The 19,252-nt window shown below is 73.0% G+C and carries 18 protein-coding genes; 5 read left to right on the top strand and 13 right to left on the bottom strand.

What is annotated here, in order from left to right; all coding sequences use genetic code 11:
* The first annotated feature begins 55 nt into the window (after positions 1-55).
* Both ACIO1C_RS25005 and ACIO1C_RS25000 read left to right on the top strand, forming a co-directional pair.
* Positions 56-865 carry a class I SAM-dependent methyltransferase gene (locus ACIO1C_RS25005; protein WP_401867018.1) on the top strand — a complete coding sequence of 270 codons (810 nt, stop codon included), beginning with the start codon at positions 56-58 and terminating at the stop codon, positions 863-865.
* Between the two features lie 159 nt (positions 866-1,024).
* Positions 1,025-1,375, top strand: a complete 351-nt coding sequence (locus ACIO1C_RS25000) for a VOC family protein (RefSeq protein WP_401867016.1) — start codon at positions 1,025-1,027, stop codon at positions 1,373-1,375.
* A 21-nt stretch (positions 1,376-1,396) separates the two neighbouring features.
* On the opposite strand, the gene ACIO1C_RS24995 is transcribed toward ACIO1C_RS25000, so the two are convergent.
* A complete protein-coding gene (locus ACIO1C_RS24995) occupies positions 1,397-3,397 on the bottom strand; it encodes a DUF5107 domain-containing protein (protein WP_401867014.1) in 2,001 nt (666 codons plus the stop codon).
* Positions 3,398-3,521: 124 nt separating this feature from the next.
* Complete coding sequence (locus ACIO1C_RS24990) at positions 3,522-4,439, bottom strand: arginase family protein (RefSeq protein WP_401867012.1); 918 nt, start codon at positions 4,437-4,439, stop codon at positions 3,522-3,524.
* 112 nt (positions 4,440-4,551) lie between these two features.
* Between ACIO1C_RS24990 and ACIO1C_RS24985 the strand changes: the two genes are divergently transcribed.
* Positions 4,552-4,887, top strand: coding sequence for a DUF6204 family protein (locus ACIO1C_RS24985; protein WP_401867010.1), 336 nt, complete (start codon positions 4,552-4,554; stop codon positions 4,885-4,887).
* 3 nt (positions 4,888-4,890) lie between these two features.
* Here ACIO1C_RS24985 and ACIO1C_RS24980 read toward each other — a convergent pair whose 3' ends face one another.
* The 7 genes from ACIO1C_RS24980 to ACIO1C_RS24950 all read right to left on the bottom strand — a co-directional run bounded on the left by ACIO1C_RS24980 (position 4,891) and on the right by ACIO1C_RS24950 (position 11,709).
* On the bottom strand, positions 4,891-5,106 hold the full coding sequence (locus tag ACIO1C_RS24980; RefSeq protein WP_401867008.1) for a DUF6243 family protein: 216 nt from the start codon (positions 5,104-5,106) through the stop codon (positions 4,891-4,893).
* Between the two features lie 101 nt (positions 5,107-5,207).
* Complete coding sequence (locus tag ACIO1C_RS24975; protein ID WP_401867006.1) at positions 5,208-5,747, bottom strand: GNAT family N-acetyltransferase; 540 nt, start codon at positions 5,745-5,747, stop codon at positions 5,208-5,210.
* 46 nt (positions 5,748-5,793) lie between these two features.
* Positions 5,794-6,726 (bottom strand): LD-carboxypeptidase, encoded by a 933-nt coding sequence (locus tag ACIO1C_RS24970; protein ID WP_401867004.1) that lies wholly within the window; start codon positions 6,724-6,726, stop codon positions 5,794-5,796.
* Positions 6,723-8,771: a prolyl oligopeptidase family serine peptidase gene (locus tag ACIO1C_RS24965; protein WP_401867002.1), complete on the bottom strand. Its 2,049-nt coding sequence runs from the start codon at positions 8,769-8,771 to the stop codon at positions 6,723-6,725. The genes ACIO1C_RS24970 and ACIO1C_RS24965 overlap by 4 nt, the downstream gene beginning before the upstream one ends.
* A gap of 61 nt (positions 8,772-8,832) precedes the next feature.
* Positions 8,833-10,188, bottom strand: a complete 1,356-nt coding sequence (locus ACIO1C_RS24960; protein WP_401867431.1) for a M20/M25/M40 family metallo-hydrolase — start codon at positions 10,186-10,188, stop codon at positions 8,833-8,835.
* 1 nt (position 10,189) lies between these two features.
* Complete coding sequence (locus ACIO1C_RS24955) at positions 10,190-11,026, bottom strand: M55 family metallopeptidase (protein WP_401867000.1); 837 nt, start codon at positions 11,024-11,026, stop codon at positions 10,190-10,192.
* A complete protein-coding gene (locus ACIO1C_RS24950) occupies positions 11,020-11,709 on the bottom strand; it encodes a ScbR family autoregulator-binding transcription factor (protein WP_401866998.1) in 690 nt (229 codons plus the stop codon). Before ACIO1C_RS24950 ends, ACIO1C_RS24955 begins: the two co-directional genes overlap by 7 nt.
* Before the next feature lie 78 nt (positions 11,710-11,787).
* On the opposite strand from ACIO1C_RS24950, the gene ACIO1C_RS24945 reads away from it, so the two are divergent.
* Both ACIO1C_RS24945 and ACIO1C_RS24940 read left to right on the top strand, forming a co-directional pair.
* Positions 11,788-12,744 (top strand): ScbA/BarX family gamma-butyrolactone biosynthesis protein, encoded by a 957-nt coding sequence (locus tag ACIO1C_RS24945; protein ID WP_401866996.1) that lies wholly within the window; start codon positions 11,788-11,790, stop codon positions 12,742-12,744.
* Positions 12,745-12,911: 167 nt separating this feature from the next.
* Positions 12,912-13,628, top strand: coding sequence for an HAD family hydrolase (locus ACIO1C_RS24940; protein ID WP_401866994.1), 717 nt, complete (start codon positions 12,912-12,914; stop codon positions 13,626-13,628).
* Positions 13,629-13,700: 72 nt separating this feature from the next.
* Here the strand turns inward: ACIO1C_RS24940 and dhaL are convergent, their stop codons facing one another.
* From dhaL to ACIO1C_RS24920, 4 genes are all read right to left on the bottom strand, one after another.
* Entirely contained in the window at positions 13,701-14,378 is a 678-nt protein-coding gene (dhaL, locus tag ACIO1C_RS24935; protein ID WP_401866993.1) for a dihydroxyacetone kinase subunit DhaL, read from the bottom strand.
* Positions 14,379-14,439: 61 nt separating this feature from the next.
* Complete coding sequence (locus ACIO1C_RS24930; protein WP_401866992.1) at positions 14,440-15,438, bottom strand: dihydroxyacetone kinase subunit DhaK; 999 nt, start codon at positions 15,436-15,438, stop codon at positions 14,440-14,442.
* 372 nt (positions 15,439-15,810) lie between these two features.
* On the bottom strand, positions 15,811-16,524 hold the full coding sequence (locus ACIO1C_RS24925) for a class I SAM-dependent methyltransferase (protein WP_401866991.1): 714 nt from the start codon (positions 16,522-16,524) through the stop codon (positions 15,811-15,813).
* Between the two features lie 94 nt (positions 16,525-16,618).
* Positions 16,619-19,096 (bottom strand): SpoIIE family protein phosphatase, encoded by a 2,478-nt coding sequence (locus ACIO1C_RS24920; protein ID WP_401866989.1) that lies wholly within the window; start codon positions 19,094-19,096, stop codon positions 16,619-16,621.
* Positions 19,097-19,252: the final 156 nt, after the last annotated feature.

The following is a 19,252-nucleotide window of genomic DNA, read 5'->3' as shown; positions in this document are numbered from 1 at the left end:
CTCCTCGACATGTCGGCGTACCGTGGCCCTACCGTTCACGAGAGGGAGACCGGCCATGCCGAAGGAGACCGCCGTCTACACCCACGGGCACCACGAGTCGGTGCTGCGCTCGCACCGCTGGCGGACCGCCGCCAACTCCGCGGCGTACCTCCTCCCCGAACTGCGGCCCGGCCAGGACCTGCTGGACGTGGGCTGCGGGCCCGGGACCATCACCGCCGACCTCGCCGCGCTCGTCGCGCCGGGCACGGTGACGGCGGTCGACGCCTCCCAGGACGTCCTCGACGCGGCACGGGAGAGCGCGCGGGCGCGGGGCGTGGACACCGTCCGCTTCGCGGTCGCCGATGTCCACGCCCTGGACTTCCCCGACCACTCGTTCGACGTCGTCCACGCCCATCAGGTGCTCCAGCACGTCGGCGATCCGGTGGCGGCGCTCCGGGAGATGCGCCGGGTGTGCCGGCCCGGCGGGGTGGTCGCGGCGCGGGACGCGGACTACGGTGCGTTCACCTGGTTCCCCGGGGTGCCGGTGCTGGACGAGTGGCAGGACGTCTACCGCACGGTGGCCAGGGCCAACGGCGGTGAGCCGGACGCGGGGCAGCGACTGGTGTCGTGGGCGCGGCGGGCCGGGTTCACGGACGTCACCGCGACCGCCACGACGTGGTGCTTCGCCACGCCGGAGGAGCGGGCGTGGTGGAGCGGGCTGTGGGCGGACCGTACGGTCGCGTCGGGGTACGCGGGCCTGGCGGTGGAGGGCGGTCACACGACGCGCGAACGGCTCGCGGAGTTCGGCGAGGCCTGGCGGCGGTGGGGCGCCGAGGAGGACGGCTGGTTCATGGTCCCGCACGGCGAGATCCTGTGCCGCGTGTGACGGCCGCCGTGCTGCTCGCCGTGGGTGACGGCCGCCGTGCTGCTCGCCGTGGGTGACGGCCGCCGTGCCGCTTGCCGCGTGTGACGGCCACCGTGCTCTTCCGCGTGTGACCCGCCGTTGCCGTGTCGCAGTCGATCGACGCCAACTAGGCTGACCCGTATGGAAATCCTGGGAACCACGTTGCGCATCTGCGTCGACGACCTGGAGACCTCGGTGATGTTCTACGAACACCTCACCGGAAGCCGCGCGCTCCGTTTCGAGCGCGACGGGGTCTCGGTCGCGGCCGTCGGCTGCTTCCTCCTGATGAGTGGCCCGCCCGCGGAGATCGACATCCTGCGCAAGGTGACGGCGACGATCGCGGTGAAGGATCTCGACGAGGCGGTGATCCGGCTCAACGGGGTCGGCGCCAAGGTCCTCGTGGGCCCGGTGCCGACCCCGGTCGGCCGTAACCTCATCGCCGCGCACCCGGACGGCTCGGTCTTCGAGTACGTGGACCGCCGGGCGGTCTGACCGCCCGGCCGGACACACGCCCTACGGCCGCATCCGGTACTCGTACGCGTCCGGCAGCGGGTCGTCCGTCAGCTCCGCCCACAGGTCGTTCAGCGTCTCGGCGCCCTCCCGGAGGTCCGCGACCTCGAACCCCGCGTCGAAGAGGGCGCGGGCCTCCTCCTTCCGCCCCTCCGCGCACAGCAGCCGGGCCTCCGCCAGCACAAAGGCACCGCGCTCCCGCACGGACGGCGGCAGCCGGTCGTGGACGGCGCGTGCCTCGGCGGTACGGTGCGCCGCCAACAGCGCGGCGACCGCCTCGCGGCCCAGCGCCGCGAACACCGCCGTCCAGGCCTCCCCGTCGTCCCCGTCGCTCACATCGTCCCCGCCGTCCCCGCCCTCCCCACGCTCGCGCCAGAGGTCCTCGAAGGCTTCCGCGTACCGGTCGGCGGCCCGCTCCCGGTGGTCGCCGAGCTGATCGGCGACGGCCAGGCAGCGCAGCAGCGGCCAGCGCGGGGCCGCCCGTTCCAGCCCGCGCTCCCAACTGCGCACCGCCTGGGCCAGATCGCCCGCGTGCCACTGCGCCACCCCGAGGTGGTACTCGGTGTGCGGGTCGGCCGGGGCCGTCTCCAGCATGTCCCGCCAGTGCGGGGCGACCAGCGTGGACCCGGGCGGTACGACCCGGCCCGGCGCCGGCAGCGCCCCGTTGGACAGCAACTCCACCCAGGGCGCCTGCTCCTCGCCGAGCGTGGCCTCCTCGAAGGGCGTGCCCGGCAGCTTGTGCCCCGCGCGCAGCACCTCCAGCGCGCCCCACCCCGACCCCACCGCCAGCTGCTCCCCCGGCCGTACGTCCGCGCAGGCCAGCCACGCCGTGTAGGCGGCGTCGACCTCCGCGCGCGGCAGGGCCGCCTCCAGCCGGTCCGCTACCTCCGCGCGGGCCGCGCCCCAGTCGGCGCCGTGCACCGTCCCGGGGTCCGTGGCGAGCGGACCGTACGCCTCCAGCCAGCTGAACTCCCCGCCCGCTTCGAGCGGTACGTGCTCCAGCTGCGTCCGGGCCAGGCCGGCCTGGATCTCCGCGTAACCGGGCGTGCCCGGCGCGGTGAGCCAGCGCTGCCAGCGCCGGCCGCCCCGGCCCGCGCCCCACACGAAGAGCTTGCGGCCGCGCAGGGCGTCGGTCGACGTCTGGACGAGGCCCTGCCCGGCGCCGTCGAGGGACGCGATCCATTTCCGTTCCCCGGCGGGGACTTCGTAGAAGTAGTCGGCCGGGAACGTGCCGCGCGGCGGGTAGGTGACGTCGGTACCCGCGACCTCGGGCACGGGGACCCGGCGCAGGTCGCGCTCGTACCCGAAGTGCCAGGCCTCCGTCGCCGGGGCCAGGACGCGCGTGCGCTCGTCCTCCTCGACGGCGATGTTCGACCACCAGTAGACGGGCGCGGTCCGCTCGTGCGGATTGCGGATCCGTACGCCGACGTAGAGGAAGTCGGACCCGTCGGGGAGCCACAGGTCCACCTGGAACGGCAGGTCGCGCAGCCGCTCCCACTCCCAGAGCCGCAGCATCTCGCCGCCGTCGGGGGCGGGGACGAGCGCGGCGTGCAGCGGGGCGCAGGAGAGGGTGGTGTGGCCGGTGGCCCCGATGTTCCACTCGATGCCGCCGGAGAACCAGGCGCCATTGAGCGCGAAGCACGCGGGCTGCATCACCGGGTTGCGGTAGACCAGTTCACGGCCGGTGGGCTTGTGGTGAAGGGAGTGGATCCGGCCGCCGAGTCCGGGCAGGACGGTGACGCGCAGCCGGTCGTTCTCGATCACGAGGGCGTCGAGGTCCGTGGTCGTCCGCTCGCGTCCGTATCCGTCGAGGATCCGGACGGGGAGGACGGTCCGCAGCGGCGCGTACCCGACCTGGCGTGCCATGTCGCGGGGCATGCCCCGTTTCACGCGGTCGTCGACCGTGTGGGTCTCGTCCAGGGCGCGCAGGGCGGGCAGGGGGTTCTCCGGCCCCAACGGGGCGGTGGGCAGGGTCAGTACGGCACGTCGCACGCTCGTGGCCACGGCAACCTCGCTTCGTCCGGGGGCCGCGCGGTCTTCCGTGCCGGGCCCGGTGACCATGGAACACGCTCGACGGCGCGCTGACCAGGTGTCGACACGTACGGGGGACGCGCGGCGCCCTCGGGTCTCACTCCCCCTCAGGTACGGTCCCCTCGTCGTGGAACGCCCCGACGATCAGGTCCGCGAGCAGCGCCCCGGCCGTTCCCTCCGGGTCCAGGTCCGGGTCGTAGATGGTGACGTTGAGGCCCACGCAGTGCTCGGAGCGGACCAAGGTCCTCAGCAGGACGGCGAGTTCACCGGGGAGCAGGCCGCCGGGGTCGGGGCTGTCGACGGCGGGCATCACGGACGGGTCGAGGACGTCCGCGTCCAGATGGACCCAGAAGCCGTCGGTGACCGGGGTCTCCAGCGTGCTCAGGACGGCCCCGGCGAGGTCGGCCGTACCCCACTCGCGCAGCTCGCCGACCGTGACGGTGGGGATCTTGAGACGGGCCAGTTCGTCGCGGTCCTCGTCGTAGTCCCTGATCCCGAAGAGCCGTACGTCCTCGTCGCGCAGATAGGGCCGCAGCCCTTCCAGGTCGGTGAGGTCCCGCCGGCCGCGTCCGGTGCTCAGCGCCAGTTCCTCGCCGCCCGCCGCGCCGACGGAGGAGGAGTTGCCCGGGTGCCGGAAGTCCGCCGAGCCGTCGATCGCGGCCAGCGCGTACCGGCCGAGCCTGCGCAGCGCCAGGGAGGCGCCGAGCTGGATCGAGCAGTCGCCGCCCAGGACGACGGGGAAGTCCCCGGCGCGGACATGGTGTTCGATCCGGTCGGCGAGGCGGGGGGTGTACGCGGCGATCGCGGCGGCGTTGAAGACCCCGTCACCCTCCTGCCACGCGCCCCGGTCGTAGCGGGGCGGCACCACGACCCCGCCCTCGAACGCCCCGAGCCGCTGGACGATCCGCTGCTCACGCAGGGCCCCGGCGAGCTTGTAGCAGCCGGGGACGGTGCCGGGCGCGGGCGGGCGCAGGCCCAGGTTGGAGGGGGCGTCGATGACCACGATATTCCGCATGCCGGTCATCCTCCGCGTCGTAGGGTGCGTCTTCAAGCGGGTTCGCGCGCGAGGGACGGACCGGCGCGCACGGACACCGGACGACCGGGCACGGACGAAGGCAGGCCGGACCATGGCGACTCAGCACACCTACCGGGTGATCGTACGAGGGGTGTGGGACGGGCTGACGGATCCGGTACGGGTCCGGCTGCTCGCGGAGGTGGACGACCACGGCCTGACGCAGATGCGCTTCACCCCGGAGGGCGCGCTCTCCTACGACCGCGCCCTCAAGCGCTTCACGTACCGCTTCGTGGTCCTCTCCGACGCCGAGGACGGCGCGGAGATGGCCGTGGCGCTCGCGGAGGACCGCGCCGAGACGGCGCTCAAGGCCCTCGGCTGCGGCCACCGCGACCTGCGCTCGACCGCCACCGACATGGACGCGATGAAGATCAACAGAAAGGGCCGCTGACGGTCAGCTCTGTGTGGTGTTGTCGCCCGCCTGTCCGGTGTCCGCAGCCTCGCCCGCCTTCTCGCGCATCTTGCGCACCAGCTCCGCCTTCTGGTCGGCCGCACCCTGGCGGTCGAGGTTGCGGTGCGGACCGTTGTTCTGCCGTTCGGTGCGGGACAGCTTCTTGCGCTGGCCGCCGCCCATGCCCACGGGGTTGTTGATGTTCTTGCTCACGGTCACGGGTTCTCCCGGTAGTGATGTGAAGTGGTCTGCGGATCTCGGCTTGAAAGAGTACGAGCCCGGTGGTGCTTCCGCTGTTGGCGGGAAGGGCTACGGGCCGCTCACGCCACCATCTCGGCGGTGATCGCCCAGCGCTCGTGGTCGCGCCACGCGCCGTCGATGAGGAGGAAGTCCGGGGAGAACCCCTCCAGGCGGAAGCCCGCGCGGCGCACGAGCGCGATCGAGGCGGCGTTCGCCGGCTGGATGTTGGCCTCCAGGCGGTGCAGTCCCAGCGGCCCGAAGGCGTGGCGGACGACCAGGCCGAGTCCTTCCGAGAGCAGACCGCGCCCGGCGGCGTGGGCGAAGGCCCCGTAGCCGAGGGCTCCGCTGTGGAAGGCGCCCTGGACGATGTTGTTGATGTTGATGAAGCCGGCGATGCGATCGTCGTCCCGCGCGCGGACGAGGAATCCGGTGCGGGTGGGGTCCTCGACGAGGCGGCGCGCGTACGGCGTGTAGTCCTCGGCACGGGTCGGCGGGAAGAGCCAGGGGTGGTGCAGTTCCCGGCTCTCCCGGGCGAGCGAGGTGAACTCGTCCATGTCCTCCTGACGGTACGGGCTCAGGTAGGTACGCGGAGCTTCGGCCAGGTCAGGGCTCTCGGGCATCCCCTCAGCGTACTGCCGCCGCCCCGCCGCGCCGGGTCCGCGCCGCTCATACCAGCGCCGGTACGTCCAGTGTCAGCGTCCCGCGCCCCGCGTCGAGCGTCCCCGGCACCCCCAGGGGCATCGTGAGGTTCGTCGTGCCGTGTCCGAAGCCCATCTCCTCCACGACCGGGACGCCGAGCCCGCCAAGACGCTCGCGCAGCACCGTCCGCACCTCGTCGTACGGGCCGCACTCCGCCCAGGACCCGAGGCCGATCCCGGCCACCCCGTCCAGCACGCGGGAGCGCAGCAGCTGGGTCAGGATGCGGTCCAGGCGGTACGGCTCCTCGCCGGTGTCCTCGATCAGCAGCAGCCCGCCGGCCGTGGTGGGCCGCGCGTACGGAGTGCCGAGGTCGGCGGCGAGCAGGCTGACACAGCCGCCGAGGGTGACGCCCCTGGCCCGGCCGGGGACCAGCGCGCCGGCCGTCGCGCGGCCGAGGGTCATGACCGACTCGGGCTCGAAGAGCGTGGCCCGCAGCGACTCCTGGGTGTCGGTGTCCTTGAGGAAGGTCACGGCGGCCACCATCGGGCCGTGCAGCGTGGCCAGGCCCATCCGTACGGCGAAGGCCTCGTGCAGCGCGGTGATGTCGCTGTACCCGACGAAGACCTTGGGGCCGGCGGCCCGCAGGGCGGTCCAGTCGAGCAGGTCCACCATGCGCTGGACGCCGTAGCCGCCGCGCGCGCAGAGCACCGCGGACACGGTCGGGTCGCACCACGCCTCCTGGAAATCGCGGGCGCGGTCCGCGTCCGTGCCCGCGAGATACCTGAACTCGTCGTGCCGGTCCAGGACATGCGGTGCGACGACCGGTTCGAGGTCCCAGCCGCGCAGCAGGTCCAGGCCCGCGTCCAGCCGTTCGGCGGGCAGGGGGCCGCTGGGCGCCACCACGGCGACCTTGGCCCCGGGGCGCAGCCGCGCCGGCCGGGTGAGGGGGGTGACGGTCACCGGGTGAGCTCCAGCTTCGGTACGTCGGTCCTGGCGAACCGGAACGTCTGCGCGTACAGGGACAGTTCGGCCTCCAGCGCGCGGATCATCGTGGCCGCCTTCCGGAATCCGTGGCCCTCGCCCGCGAAGGCGAGGTAGGCGTGCGGGATGCCGCGCCCGGCTGTCCTGGCCAGGAACCTCTCGCACTGCGCGGGCGGGCAGATGACGTCGTCGAGCCCCTGGAGCAGGAGGAACGGCGAGGTGATCCGGTCGACCTGGTTGATGGGCGACCGGTCGCGGTAGCGGTCGGGGACCTCGCTGATCGGCCCGATCAGCGATTCCAGGTACTGGGACTCGAAGTCGTGCGTCCCGTCGGTGGCCCAGCCCTCCAGGTCGAGGATGGGGTAGCTGATGGTGCCGCAGCCGTAGACGCCGGTGGTGGCGAGGGAGGCCGCCGCGGTCCAGCCGCCGGCGCTGCCGCCCCGTACCGCCAGCCGCGCGCCGTCGGCGGTGCCCTCGGCGGCCAGCGCCCGGGCGACGGCCGCGCAGTCCTCGACGTCGACCACGCCCCACTGCTCGCGCAGCCGGTCGCGGTACTCCCTGCCGTAGCCGGTGGAGCCGCCGTAGTTGACCTCCACGACGCCGATGCCCCGTGAGGTGAAGTAGGCGATCTCCAGGTCGAGGACGAGCGGGGCGCGGCCCGTGGGTCCGCCGTGCGCCCACACCACGTAGGGCGGCAGTTCGCCGTCGGGCGCCGCCGTGTCGGGGCTGTACGGCGGGTAGACGTGGGCGTGGACGTCGCGCCTGCCGGGTCCGGTGAAGGTGCGGATCTGCGGCTCGGGGTAGTAGGCGGGGTCCACCGGGTCCTGGTGGGCCTCGCCGATGACCCGGGCGCGGCCGGTGACGGTGTCCAGTTCCACGATCTCGTACCCGGAGCGGGGTCCGGCCGCGACGCCGACCACCCGGTCACCCCGCACGGTGAGGTCCGCGGCCCATTCGGTCCACGGCCCGGCGGTGTCCACGACGTCGCCGGTCTCCGGGTCCAGTATCCCCAGCGCGTTGGCGCCCTTGCCGTGGATGACGGCGATCATGCCGTTCGCCAGGGGGTGGAACCACCGCAGGCCGATCTTCCACAGCGGTCCGCCGAACTCCTCGCGGCGGCCCGGGCACAGCGGGGTGGCCGGGGGCAGGGTGGCGGGGCCGCCGCCCGGCGCCGGGACGGGGCCGGACAGCGCCGTGCCGAGGCCGAGGCGCTGGATCTCCCACCAGTTGCCGATGTCCGAGACGAGGAGCAGCGCACCGTCCGGGGACCAGTCGACCTGGGCCACCGACTCGCCGACGCCTCCGGCGACGGTCCTGACGCCGGTGAAGGGGCCGGTCGGCCCGGGGCCGGCCGGTGCCACCGCGCCGAGTTGTACGACCGTGCCGTCCCAGGGCATCCGGGGATGGTCCCAGGCGATCCAGGCGACGTGGGCGCCGTCGGGCGAGAGCCGGGGGCCGGTGACGAAGCGGTGGCTGTCGTCGGACAGTTCCCGTACGGCGGTACGGTCCCCGGCGGCGGATCCGTCGAGCGGGACGGCGGCGATCACCCGCCGTACGTCGGTGGGCCGTTCGCCGGTGAACTCCTCCAGGACGCACCAGACTTCGCCGCGCTCCCGCTCGATCCGGGGGTCGACCCACCGCAGGCCCCCGCCGGTGGCGGACACCGGGGTGAGGGGCCGGGGTTCGGCGTCGCCGTCCGGCTCGTACGCGTACAGCCGCTGGTCGGGGAAGTGGACGAAGACGACCAGCGGTCCGCCCTCGGGGCGCTCGGCGCCGGCCCAGGGGACCCCGCCGTACTCGACGACCCTGCTGCGGACGTTCCACGGCGGGGGCAGCACGGACTCCTCGCGGCCGTCGGGGTGCCTGCGCACGAGCGCGCGCCGGCCGTCCTCGGCGGGCCGTGGCGCGGTCCACCACAGTTCGTCGCCGACCGCCCCGACGTATTCGGGGCGGCCGTCGTGCGAAGCGGCGAGGGTGGCGTCGATCGGCGACGGCCACGTTCCGTAGGCCCCCATGGGCACCATGGACAACTCTCCTAAGCGGACCGAAGGTAGTGGTCCCTCAGCGGACTGAAGGCGGAGGTTCCTAAGCGGACTGAAGGTAGTGGTCGAGGACGCGGACGCCGAAGTGGAGCGCCGAGACGGGCACACGTTCGTCGACGCCGTGGAAGAGCGCCTGGTAGTCGAAGCCGGGCGGCAGTTTGAGCGGCGAGAAGCCGTAGCCGGTGATGCCGAGGCGCGAGAACTGCTTGGCGTCCGTACCGCCCGACATGCAGTACGGCACGACGTGCCCCGCCGGGTCGAACCGCTCGACGGCCGCCCGCATCTTGGCGAACGCCGGTGAGTCCACGGGGGCTTGGAGGGCGATCTCCCGGTGGTGGAACTCCCACTCGACGTCGGGGCCGGTGAGCAGGTCCAGGGTGGCGCTGAACTCCTCCTCGCCGCCGGGCACCATCCGCCCGTCGACCAGCGCGGTGGCCTGTCCGGGGATCACGTTGACCTTGTAACCGGCCTCCAGGACCGTCGGGTTGGCGCTGTTGCGGATCGTCGGCTCGACCAGCGCGGCGGCCGGCCCGAGCTTGCCCAGGAGGTCGTCCGGGTCGAAGCCCGGGGCGTCGACATCGGTCTCCACCCCATGGAGCACGGCCAGTTCACGCAGGGCGGCCCGGACGGTCGGGGTGAGCCGGACCGGCCACTCGTGGTCACCGATCCTGGCGATGGCGGCGGCGAGCCTGCTGACCGCGTTGGCGCGGTTGACCTTGGAGCCGTGTCCCGCCTTGCCGTGCGCGGTGAGCTTGAGCCACCCCGTGCCGCGTTCGCCGGCCGCGATCGGGTAGAGCGCCATGCCGGGGCCCGCGTGGAAGGTGAAGGCCCCCGATTCGCTGATGCCCTCCGTACAGCCCTCGAACAGCTCCGGGTGGTGGTCGGCGAGGAAGCCCGAGCCGTCGACGGCGCTGGCCTCCTCGTCGGCGGTGTAGGCGATCACGATGTCGCGGCGCGGCCGGACGCCCGACCTGGCCCAGGCACGGACGACGGAGAGCACCATCGCGTCCATGTTCTTCATGTCGATCGCGCCCCGGCCCCAGACCACCCCGTCCCTGACCTCCCCGGAGAAGGGGTGGAGGGTCCAGTCGGCGGGTTCGGCGGGCACCACGTCCAGGTGGCCGTGGACGAGGAGCGCCTCGGCGGAGGGGTCCGTGCCCTCGATCCTGGCGACCACGTTGGTGCGGCCCGGGGTCCGCTCGATCAAGGTGGGTTCGATCCCCGCGTCGGCGAGCCGCTCGGCGACGTACTCGGCCGCCGGGCGCTCCCGGCAGTCGCCGCTCCCTCGGTTGGTGGTGTCGATGCGGATCAGGTCGGAGGTGAAGGTGACCACCTCGTCCAGCGCCACCGCGTCGAGTGCGTCGATCGTGTCGCTGGGCGTCGTGTCGCTGGGCGTCATGTCAGCCATACTGCTCCTCCACCGCGGCCGAGACGATCGTGGTGACCGCCTTGAAGGTGCGAATGCCCTCATACATCGTCCCGCTGGTGTACACGACGCGCCGCTCGCCCGTGGCGGCGACCCCCGGAACGACGGTGGCGGCCGAGGCGAGATGGGCGGCGTCGAACTCCAGCTCGACGGTGAAGGGACCGGCGGGGGCCGGTTCGTACCGGACGGCGAGCGCCGTGGCCTCCTTCGCCGCCGCGCGGATGCCGGCGGCGGTGCGGGCCGGGGTACGGCACACGGCGGCGTACCGCGAGACGTGGTCCTTCACCGCGACCTTGCGGGCCCCCGGCGCGTAGCCGTCGGCGTCCACGCAGGTCAGGTCGTCGCCGGTGACCAGGACCACCGGGACGCCGTACTCCGCGACGACGGCCGCGTTCAGCACTCCCTCGCTCGCGCGTGTGCCGTTCAGCCACACGCCGGTGATCGAGTTGGCGAGGTAGGTGTGCGCGAGGACCCCTTCCGTACCGGCGCCGGTGTGGTAGCCGACGAAGGCGATGCCGTCGACGTCGCCGTGCTGCACCCCCTCCACCATGGAGAGCGACTTGTGACGACCCGTCAGCAGCTGCGCCCGCTCGTCCAGTTGCTCCAGGAGGAGATTGCGCATGGTCCAGTGCGCCTCGTTGATGAGTACGTCGTCGGCGCCACCGTCGAGAAAACCGAGCACGGCGGCGTTCACGTCGGAGGTGAACAGGGCGCGGCAGCGCTCCCACTGCGGCGTGCCGGGCAGGACGTCGGCCGGCCAGGTCACGCCGGTCGCGCCCTCCATGTCGGCGCTGATGAGGATCTTTACCATGCGCCAGTCCTATCGCAGGTGACCGCCGGTGCGCACGGGCGTACCCGCTCCAGCAGTCCGGCCGCGTCGGGGCGGGCCTGGAGCCCGGCCAGCAGCAACAGCCACAGGTCGCGGAGCCGGTCCTCGATGTGCTCCCGGCCGTCCAGCGCGTCCGAGACGGTGTGGAGGCCGAAGAAGGCGTACACGACCCCGTGCGCGGCCACGCCCGGGTCGAGGTCGGGGTTGAGCTCCCCGGCGGCGCGGGCCTGGTCGAGGAGCGTGGTGACGGTGGCGAGCCAGCCGACGAACGGGGCGGGCAGCGGGGCGTCGATCGCGGTGCGCTCGGCCCAGAGGCGGGCGCCCGCCCGGACGACGACGTCGTCGCGGAACGCCTTCGCCACGTCGAAGCTCAGTCCGACGAGCCGGTCGAGCGCGGGGTGCTCCGCGGTGAGGTATTCGCCGACCAGTTCGGGCCAGGTCGCGAAATGCGCCTCGACGATCGCGAGGGCGAGTTTTTCCTTGCTCACGAAATGGAAGTAGATGGCCCCGCTGGTGCGGCCGGACTCCGCGCTGATGTCACTGATACTGGTCCCGGCGTATCCCCGCTCATCGAACAGGCGTGCTGCCGCTTCCAGAAGAAACCTACGCGTGTTTTTCGCCCTAGCCTGCACGTGCACTCCGAGTCCCGATTCCGCTGCTGACATCACGCAATGTAGTGCTTTCCGCCAATGCCCCGACAAGGCTGGCGTGCAGATCCCGGGAAATTGGGATTGTTTTATTTCATGATGGATTGGTTCGATGAACTCGGCGGTGACCCCGGACCGCTGAGCTGGTCGCGCACCGTCGCCCGCGAGACGGTCCACCGGGCCTCGGTCGCGGAGGTGCTCCTGACCGACGTACGGCGGGCGGGGGACGGCCGCTTCGAGGCCGCCGCGTGCTGGCCCCGGTCCCATCCCACCTTCCCGCACGGCGGCACGGACCTCCACAGCCCCCTGATGGTCGTGGAGACCCTGCGGCAGCTGGGCATCTACCTGCCCCTGCGCCACTACGGCGTCGCGCCGGACGCCCGGCTCCTGATCACCGACCTCTTCTTCCGCATCGACCCGTCGACCGAGCCCCGGGCGGCCTTCGGCGCCACCGAGGTCACCTGCCTGGCCACCGTGAGCGAGGTGCGGCGCGGGCCCGGGGGCGCCGCGACGGCGCTGCGCCTGGAGGTGGCGTACCTGGCCGGCGGGCGGGCGTTCGCCCTGGCCGGCGGGGGTGCGCTGTTCCTGGACGAGGAGCGGTACGGCGCGGTGCGCGCGGGCCGGGCCAGGCCCGCCGGCGCCGCCCCCGGGGCGGCGCCGGCGGGCCGGCCGCACCCCGACGCCGCGACGGTGGGCGCGCACGCCCCGTACGACGTCCTGCTCAGCCATGGCGCGGGGCCCGGGCGGGCCGGCGGACCGGGCCCGGACGACGTGCTCCTGGTCGAGCCGGCCGACCCCCGTCACCCGTTCTTCTTCGACCACGCGTCGGACCACGTGCCCGGCATGGTCCTGCTGGAGGCGGCACGGCAGGCGGCCGCGCGGGAAAGTGGCGGAACGTTGCTTCGCCCTACCGCCGGACGGCTGAAAGCCGCGCGGTTCACCGAATTCGATCCGCCCGCGCGCATTCTCTGCGTGCCACACCACTCGACCTGCGTCTTCCGGGTCCTGCAAGGGGGCGAACAGAAAGCATTCGGCACCCTGCACTACCGGTGAAGACCCCGGTCACGATCCGTGCCTCCTTGACTACGTCGAGTCGCCGTCCTTAGCGTAGCGATCGTTATGTTTTCGGCGGGCGCCGGATGAACACACTCCGCGCGCCCGCCACTCAAAGCCGCCCTCTCGGGCGCCACTCCCCGAACCAGAACGGACAAGAAATCGAAATGACGGCTTCTCGCATCCTTTCCTGGACCCCCGCGGCCATTGTTTTCGACTGCGACGGCACACTGATGGACACCGAACGGCATTGGCAGGACGCCCGCGGCCTCGTCCTCGACGGGTACGGATTCGCTCCCGCCCCCGGATTCGCGGAACGGGCCAAGGGCCTGCACTACACCGAGTGCGGCACCCTCATGGCGGTCGAGTCGGGACGCCCCGACCTGGCCGGCGACATGACGTCCCAGCTGCTCACGGAGTTCCGGTCGCTCGTCGCCGAACAGCCGATGACCATGCCGGGCGCACGGGAACTGGTCCATGACGTACGGCGGTTCGCGCCACTGGCCGTCGCCAGCAACTGCCCGGCCGAGGTGGTCGAGTCCTGCCTCGACACGGCGGGGCTGCTCGACTGCTTCGACCACATCGTGGTCCCCGACGACACCATCAGGCCCAAGCCGCACCCGGACGTCTACCTCACGGCCGCCCGGCTGTGCGGGGTCGACCCGGCCGACACCCTGGCCGTCGAGGACTCGCACTGCGGCGTCCAGGCCGCCGTGGGGGCCGGCATGCGCGTCCTGGGGGCGGGCTCCTGGCCGAGCCCGGAGACGGTGGCCCTGGTGGACCTGTGGGTCCGCGCCCTGGACAACCCGGAGGTACGGCTGTGGGCCTGCGACCGCGTCCCCAGCCAGGCCCAGGCCCCGTCCGAGACCCCGGTCCAGCTCTAGGGCGTGTCCGCGGGTACGGGCCCGGCCCGCACTCCGGTCCAGGTCCGGCTTCGGAACGGCGTGTACGGGCGGCTACCGGGCCGCCGGGGTCGGTTCCTCCAGGTACGGCGCCAGGGTGGTGACGCTCTCGCCGGACGACGAGAACAGCAGCGCGATGCCCACCGCACCCGGGTCAGGCACCCCCGAGGCATGCTCCCCCACGTAACTGGCCCGGCCCCGGCGGGCCCGTAGCCCCGCGGTGTCCCGTACGCCCTCCCAGGAAGCGGCGGCCGCACGCGACAGGGCCTCCCGAGGATCCCCCTTCCGGTCGCACGACCGCAGGGCGTCGCAGGCGGGCGCCAGCGCGTCGACCAGCGTCTTGTCGCCCGGGGCCGCCTCCCCGACCCGCCGGATCGCCGACAGGCCGCCACCCGCGCCGGCCGCCAGCGCGCTCACGGTCAGCTCAGGACCCGCGTCCGCGGCGGCCACCGCCAGCTCGTGGAAGAGCAGCCCGAACAGCGGTCCGCTCGTCCCTCCCACCTCGTCCAGGAAGGCCGTGGCGGCGGCGCGCAGGGGGCCCGCCGGGTCCACGGGACCGGTGGGCGCGTCGCCGAGGAAGCGGAGTGCGGCGTCCAGTCCCGCCATGAGGTTGGTGCCGAAGTCGCCGTCACCGGCGGCCTGGTCGAGCGCGGTCAGTTCGGCCTCGGTGGCGGCGACGGACGCCGCGAAGCGCCGCATCCAGCCGTCGGTGAACGTTCCGTCCACGTGCATGGCGTCCTGCCTCTCTTCGGGTCGGCGGCGCTGCCGCCCAGGTCGACGGAGAGCGGTCGGCTCAGCGGGGCCAGGCGGCGGTACGGGCCGGGGCGTCGAAGAGCTTGACCGTCTCGGCGTCCGCCACCATCAGGGACAGCGAGAAGCCCCGCATGTCCAGCGCGGTGACGAAGTCACCCACCAGGACCCGCTCGGTGGTGATGCCGCGCGCGTCGAGCACGCGGGCCGCGTCGGCCAGCACCGCGTACAGCTCCAAATGGGTGAGGGAACCGAGACCGTTGACCAGGAGGATCACGGACGCGCCCTTGCCGAGTCCCAGGGACCGCTCCAGCGCGTCGGCCATGTTCCCCACCAGCTCCCGGGCCGGCTGTCTGGGGACGGTGTGGTCCGCGCGCTCGCCATGGATCCCGACGCCGTACTCCATTCGGTCGATCGGCAGCTCGAAGGCGGGCAGCCCCGTGGTGGGCGCGGTGTGCGACGCGGAGGCGACGGCGAGGCTCCGGCAGCGGGACACCAGGTCCGTCCCGAGGTCCGCCAGGTCCCGCAGTCCCAGCCCGGTGTCGGCGGCGGCCCCGAGCACCTTCTCGACCAGCACGGTCGCGCCCGTGCCGCGCCGGCCCGCCGCGATCTCCTCGGACTCCGAGGCGAGGTCGTCGTCGATCAGCACCCGGGCGCAGCCGATGCCCTCGTGGACGAGGCGCTCCGCCGCGATGCCGAAGTTGATGCGGTCGCCCGTGTAGTTCTTCACCAGATGGAGTACGCCGTCCTCGCGGGCCACCGCCCGGGACGCCATGAAGACCTGCCGGTTGTGCGGTGAGGCGAAGATCCGGCCCGGACAGGCCGCGTCCAGCATCCCCAGGCCGACAAATCCCGTGTGCAGGGGCTCGTGCCCCGAGCCGCCGCCCGACACCAGGCCCACCCGTCTGGCGGGAGACGTGTGCAGGGCTCGGACGAAGCCGTGCTCGACGTCGTGCGCCACCAGATCGGCGTGGGCCCGGGCGAAGCCGGCCAGCGCGTCGATGACCAAAGAGTCCGAACTGTTCCCGAAGTACAAGGCCATGTGGGCTCCCAGAAATCACCCGCCGCGGGCGGACCACCGGAACGCCATCGTGTGCCACGACACGCCGGGCGGCAACTCACACCGACCCGGCGGCCGAAGCACGGTCCCGGCCCGCGAGCGCCACTCGTACGCCCTCCCGACCCCGGTCGCGCCCTGTCCCCGCCCCCCTTCGCGCCCCCGGGGCCTGCCCGGGCCGGCGGGTCGGTCCCGGCGCCGCCCGGCGGCCACCGGCCCGCTCCGGAGCGGGCCCGCCCACCCCGGGGCGGCCCGGTTCACGCCCCGCCCGTACCGCTCACGCCCGGCCGGTCCCGCTCACCCCGGGCCAGTCCCGCTCACCCCGGGCCCGTACCGCTCGCCCCCGGCCCGTACCGCTCACTCCCGGGCGAGTACGAACCACCGCGCCGGCAGGTCGATCCTGGTGCCGTCCGGCAGATGCTCCGTCTGCGGGAGCGCGGTGTCGCCGGTGTCCAGGATCGTCAGCCCCGCGGCGCGCAGCAGCTCGGGGACCTCCTCGTCGGCGGCCCCGGCCGGCCTCAGGCCGTGGTCGAAGACCCGCTGGAGCTTCGCGGGTGTGCCCGCCTCCACCGCCTGCTGGAACACCGCCTTCGACGCGGAGGTCAGTTCGACGACAAACGCCCGGCCCCGGGCCCCGAGGAGCCGCGCGACCGCCCCGGCGACCGCCGCGCGGTCCTGGGGCTCGCTCTGGTGGATGACGGCGCGCATGTAGACGTTGGTGTCGCCGAGCCGCTCCCCCAGAGCCTTCACGGCGTCCGTGTCGACCAGGTTCAGCTGCTCGTACGTGGCGGCCTTCGCGGTGTCCGCGCGGCGCGCGTGCTCCACCGCCGCCAGCGACAGGTCCACGCCGATCGCGCGGGCGAACAGCGTCGCCAGATAGCGGGTCTGGGTGCCGCTGCCGCAGCCGAGGTCGACCACGGGCAGCGACACGTCGGCGTACGGCAGCAGCAGCGCGCTGTGCGGTACGGAACTGAGGGAGGCGTCGGAGTCCCAGATGGCCTCCCCCGGCGTGTCGGAGGTCTCCCGCCAGTACCCTTCCCACGCGTCCCGGTAGCGCTGCGACACGTCCATGTGCGTCTCCCCAAGTCCGGCCGTCAGAAGCAGAGTTGTGCAGCACCGGACTACCGGTCCGGACGCTCGCCGGGCAAGGGGTCGGGACGGTCTTTCACCGGCCTGCCCGGCGTACACGCCCCTTTTGGCCCAGAGCCTGCTCGAACCACACCGTCTTGCCGTGCGGGGTGCTGCTCGTCCCCCACTCCCGGGCGAGGCTGCTCACCACCCGTAGTCCGCGCCCGAACTCGTCCTCGCGGCTCGCGCTCAGCAGCGTCGCCGGGGCCGGCTCGTCGTCCTGGACCTCGCACAGCAGCGCGTCGGTGCGGACCAGCCGCAGCCCGACGTGGTGCGAGCGCGCGTGATGGACGGCGTTGGTGACCAGCTCACTGACCATCAGTTCGGCCGTCTCCACGGCGTCCGGCAGGCCCCAGTCGAGCAGCCGGCCGTGCACCAGCCGCCTGGCACGTGCCACCTCGCGTGGATCGAGGGCCAGTTGCCACTCGGCGACGTCGTTGTCCGGGATGCCGTTCAGCCGGGCCATCAGGAGCGCCACGTCGTCCTTGCGCCCGCCCCGGGGGTTCAGTGCGCGGATGATCGTGTCGCAGGCGTCGTTCATCGACGCGGCGGGATGGGCGGCGGACTCGCACAGCGCCGCCAGGCCGTCCCCGATGTCCGCGCCGCGCACCTCCACCAGGCCGTCGGTGCACAGCACCAGCCGGTCGCCGGGTGCCACGCGGACGACCGCCGTCTCGAAGGCCACCCCGCCGACCCCGATGGGCGCGCCGGTCGGCAGGTCGAGCACCTCGGCCCGGCCGTCCGCGGCCCGGACCAGGACGGGCGGGATGTGCCCGGCGTTGGCGATCTGGAGCTCGGAGCGGATCGGGTCGTACACGGCGTACAGGCAGGTCGCGAGATAGCTCTCCCCGAGCCGCTGGGCCAAGTCGTCCAGATTGCGCAGCAGTTGGGCGGGCGGCATCTCCATGGTCGCCATCGTCTGGACGGCGGTGCGCAGTTGGCCCATCATCGCCGCGGAGCGCAGGCCATGCCCCATCACGTCACCGACGACCAGCGCCGTACGGGACCCGGGCAGTTTCACCGCGTCGAACCAGTCGCCGCCTATCCGGCCGAGCCGGGTGCCCGGCAGGTAGCGGGTGGCGGTGTCACAACCGGCCATCCGCGCGGCGACCGTCGGCAGCATGCTGTCCTGGAGGGTCTCCGCCACGTTTTCCTGGTACGTGTACATGCGGGCGTTGTCGAGGACCAGACCGGCCCGGGCGGCCAGTTCGGCGCCGGTCGTACGGTCCATGTCGTCGAACGGCTCCCGCTCGGGGCGCCGCATCAGGACCATGAAGCCCAGCACGACGTCACGCGCCTTGAGCGGGACCAGCAGCATGGACCGGTTGTTGATGAGCGGCCGCAGGTCCCGCTTCTCGAACTCGCCCGAGATGCGGTCGCCGTCCTCCTCGCTGAGCGTCGGGATGAGGACCGGTTCGCCGGTGACCATGCACTGGAAGAACGGGGTGTGCTCCGGGAAGGAGATGGCCTCGCCGATCGGCACGGTGTCGTCCCAGCGGCCCGGTTCGTCGTTGTGTTCGACCCAGACCCGGTGCCAGACGGTGGTGACGTCGGGCGGGCCGTCCGGGAACCCCTCACCGGCGAGCACGGCGGCCCGCAGGTGCGTACCCGCGAAGTCGGTGAAGCGCGGGACGGCGGCGCTGGTGACCTCGCGGATGGTGCGCTCCAGGTCGAGGGAGGAGCCGATCCGGCGGCTCACCTCGTTCAGGAACTCCAGGCTCTCGCGCACCGCCGCGTATTCGAGGTCGAGTTCGGGCCGGGGCGCGCCGCCGCGCCGGGACCCGCCGTCATCCTCCACGACGGTCAGCCTGCTCCGCCGGGACGCCACCCGGCGCGGCACACCCCAGTCGGGGGTGACGGGAACGCGGTCGTGGTGGCTGAACTCCAACACGGGGTAACCCAGTTCGAGCACCTGCGAGACGATACGGGTGGACTCGGCCGGGCTCATGTTCGGCAGGATGTCGGGCAGGCGCCTGGCCAGCGCCTCCGCGTCCGGGAAGTCCGTGTGCAGGGCGAAGCCCGGCGCTATCCGCTGGACGTCGGCCTGCCTCGCCTCTTCGCCGGCGGCGTCGTCGGCGGCGAACTGGGCGGCGTCGGCGGCGAGTACGAGATGGCGTCCCGGCCCGGGACCGACCAGCGGATAGGCCCACCACAGCACGTCGAGCCGCTCGCGCCCGTCCTCGGAGAGCGTCGCGCGCCCCGCCGTCGGGTACGAGCCGCGGGTGTGCAGGTCGGGGCCCAGTTCGTCGTGGCCGTCGAAGATGGCGCGGCTCTCACCGCCGTACCCACCGTGCGCGAGGCCCGGCTCCTCGTCGGCGAGTGCGCCGGCCACCGGCATCAGATCGCTGGCGGACCGGCCCACGGCCTCGTCCTTGGAATGGCCGAAAAGCCGCCGTGCGCCGGTCGACCAGTGCGACACCAGGCCGTCGCGGTCCACGACGACCACGGCGAGCGGAATCCGGCCTGCCGTCGCGAGCGGCTGTTGCGGCGGCCCCGGCGGAACACCACTGTCCATGGCTGGAAGGCTCCTTCCCTGCCGCCAGGATCTGCGGCTCCGCCCACCACGGTACGGCCCTGCGCACGAGAAGCGCCGGGCAATGAACTAATAGGTGGTGCGCCCGCGCACGCCGGGGAATTGACTGAAATTCAGTCAGCTTTTCAACGGTCCTTC

The sequence above is a fragment of the Streptomyces sp. NPDC087420 genome (assembly GCF_044744165.1).
In the GTDB taxonomy this organism is placed as follows: domain Bacteria; phylum Actinomycetota; class Actinomycetes; order Streptomycetales; family Streptomycetaceae; genus Streptomyces.
This window is presented reverse-complemented; position numbering and strand designations above follow the sequence as displayed.

What these genes read in the sequence shown, in the direction of transcription:
- ACIO1C_RS25005 (WP_401867018.1), top strand. Translation starts at nt 56, where the DNA reads ATGCCGAAGGAGACCGCCGTCTACACCCACGGGCACCACGAGTCGGTG.
- ACIO1C_RS25000 (WP_401867016.1), top strand. Translation starts at nt 1,025, where the DNA reads ATGGAAATCCTGGGAACCACGTTGCGCATCTGCGTCGACGACCTGGAG.
- ACIO1C_RS24990 (WP_401867012.1), bottom strand. Translation starts at nt 4,439, where the DNA reads ATGCGGAATATCGTGGTCATCGACGCCCCCTCCAACCTGGGCCTGCGC.
- ACIO1C_RS24985 (WP_401867010.1), top strand. Translation starts at nt 4,552, where the DNA reads ATGGCGACTCAGCACACCTACCGGGTGATCGTACGAGGGGTGTGGGAC.
- ACIO1C_RS24975 (WP_401867006.1), bottom strand. Translation starts at nt 5,747, where the DNA reads ATGCCCGAGAGCCCTGACCTGGCCGAAGCTCCGCGTACCTACCTGAGC.
- ACIO1C_RS24965 (WP_401867002.1), bottom strand. Translation starts at nt 8,771, where the DNA reads ATGGTGCCCATGGGGGCCTACGGAACGTGGCCGTCGCCGATCGACGCC.
- ACIO1C_RS24960 (WP_401867431.1), bottom strand. Translation starts at nt 10,188, where the DNA reads ATGACGCCCAGCGACACGACGCCCAGCGACACGATCGACGCACTCGAC.
- ACIO1C_RS24955 (WP_401867000.1), bottom strand. Translation starts at nt 11,026, where the DNA reads ATGGTAAAGATCCTCATCAGCGCCGACATGGAGGGCGCGACCGGCGTG.
- ACIO1C_RS24950 (WP_401866998.1), bottom strand. Translation starts at nt 11,709, where the DNA reads ATGTCAGCAGCGGAATCGGGACTCGGAGTGCACGTGCAGGCTAGGGCG.
- ACIO1C_RS24945 (WP_401866996.1), top strand. Translation starts at nt 11,788, where the DNA reads ATGATGGATTGGTTCGATGAACTCGGCGGTGACCCCGGACCGCTGAGC.
- ACIO1C_RS24940 (WP_401866994.1), top strand. Translation starts at nt 12,912, where the DNA reads ATGACGGCTTCTCGCATCCTTTCCTGGACCCCCGCGGCCATTGTTTTC.
- dhaL (WP_401866993.1), bottom strand. Translation starts at nt 14,378, where the DNA reads ATGCACGTGGACGGAACGTTCACCGACGGCTGGATGCGGCGCTTCGCG.
- ACIO1C_RS24930 (WP_401866992.1), bottom strand. Translation starts at nt 15,438, where the DNA reads ATGGCCTTGTACTTCGGGAACAGTTCGGACTCTTTGGTCATCGACGCG.
- ACIO1C_RS24925 (WP_401866991.1), bottom strand. Translation starts at nt 16,524, where the DNA reads ATGGACGTGTCGCAGCGCTACCGGGACGCGTGGGAAGGGTACTGGCGG.
- ACIO1C_RS24920 (WP_401866989.1), bottom strand. Translation starts at nt 19,096, where the DNA reads ATGGACAGTGGTGTTCCGCCGGGGCCGCCGCAACAGCCGCTCGCGACG.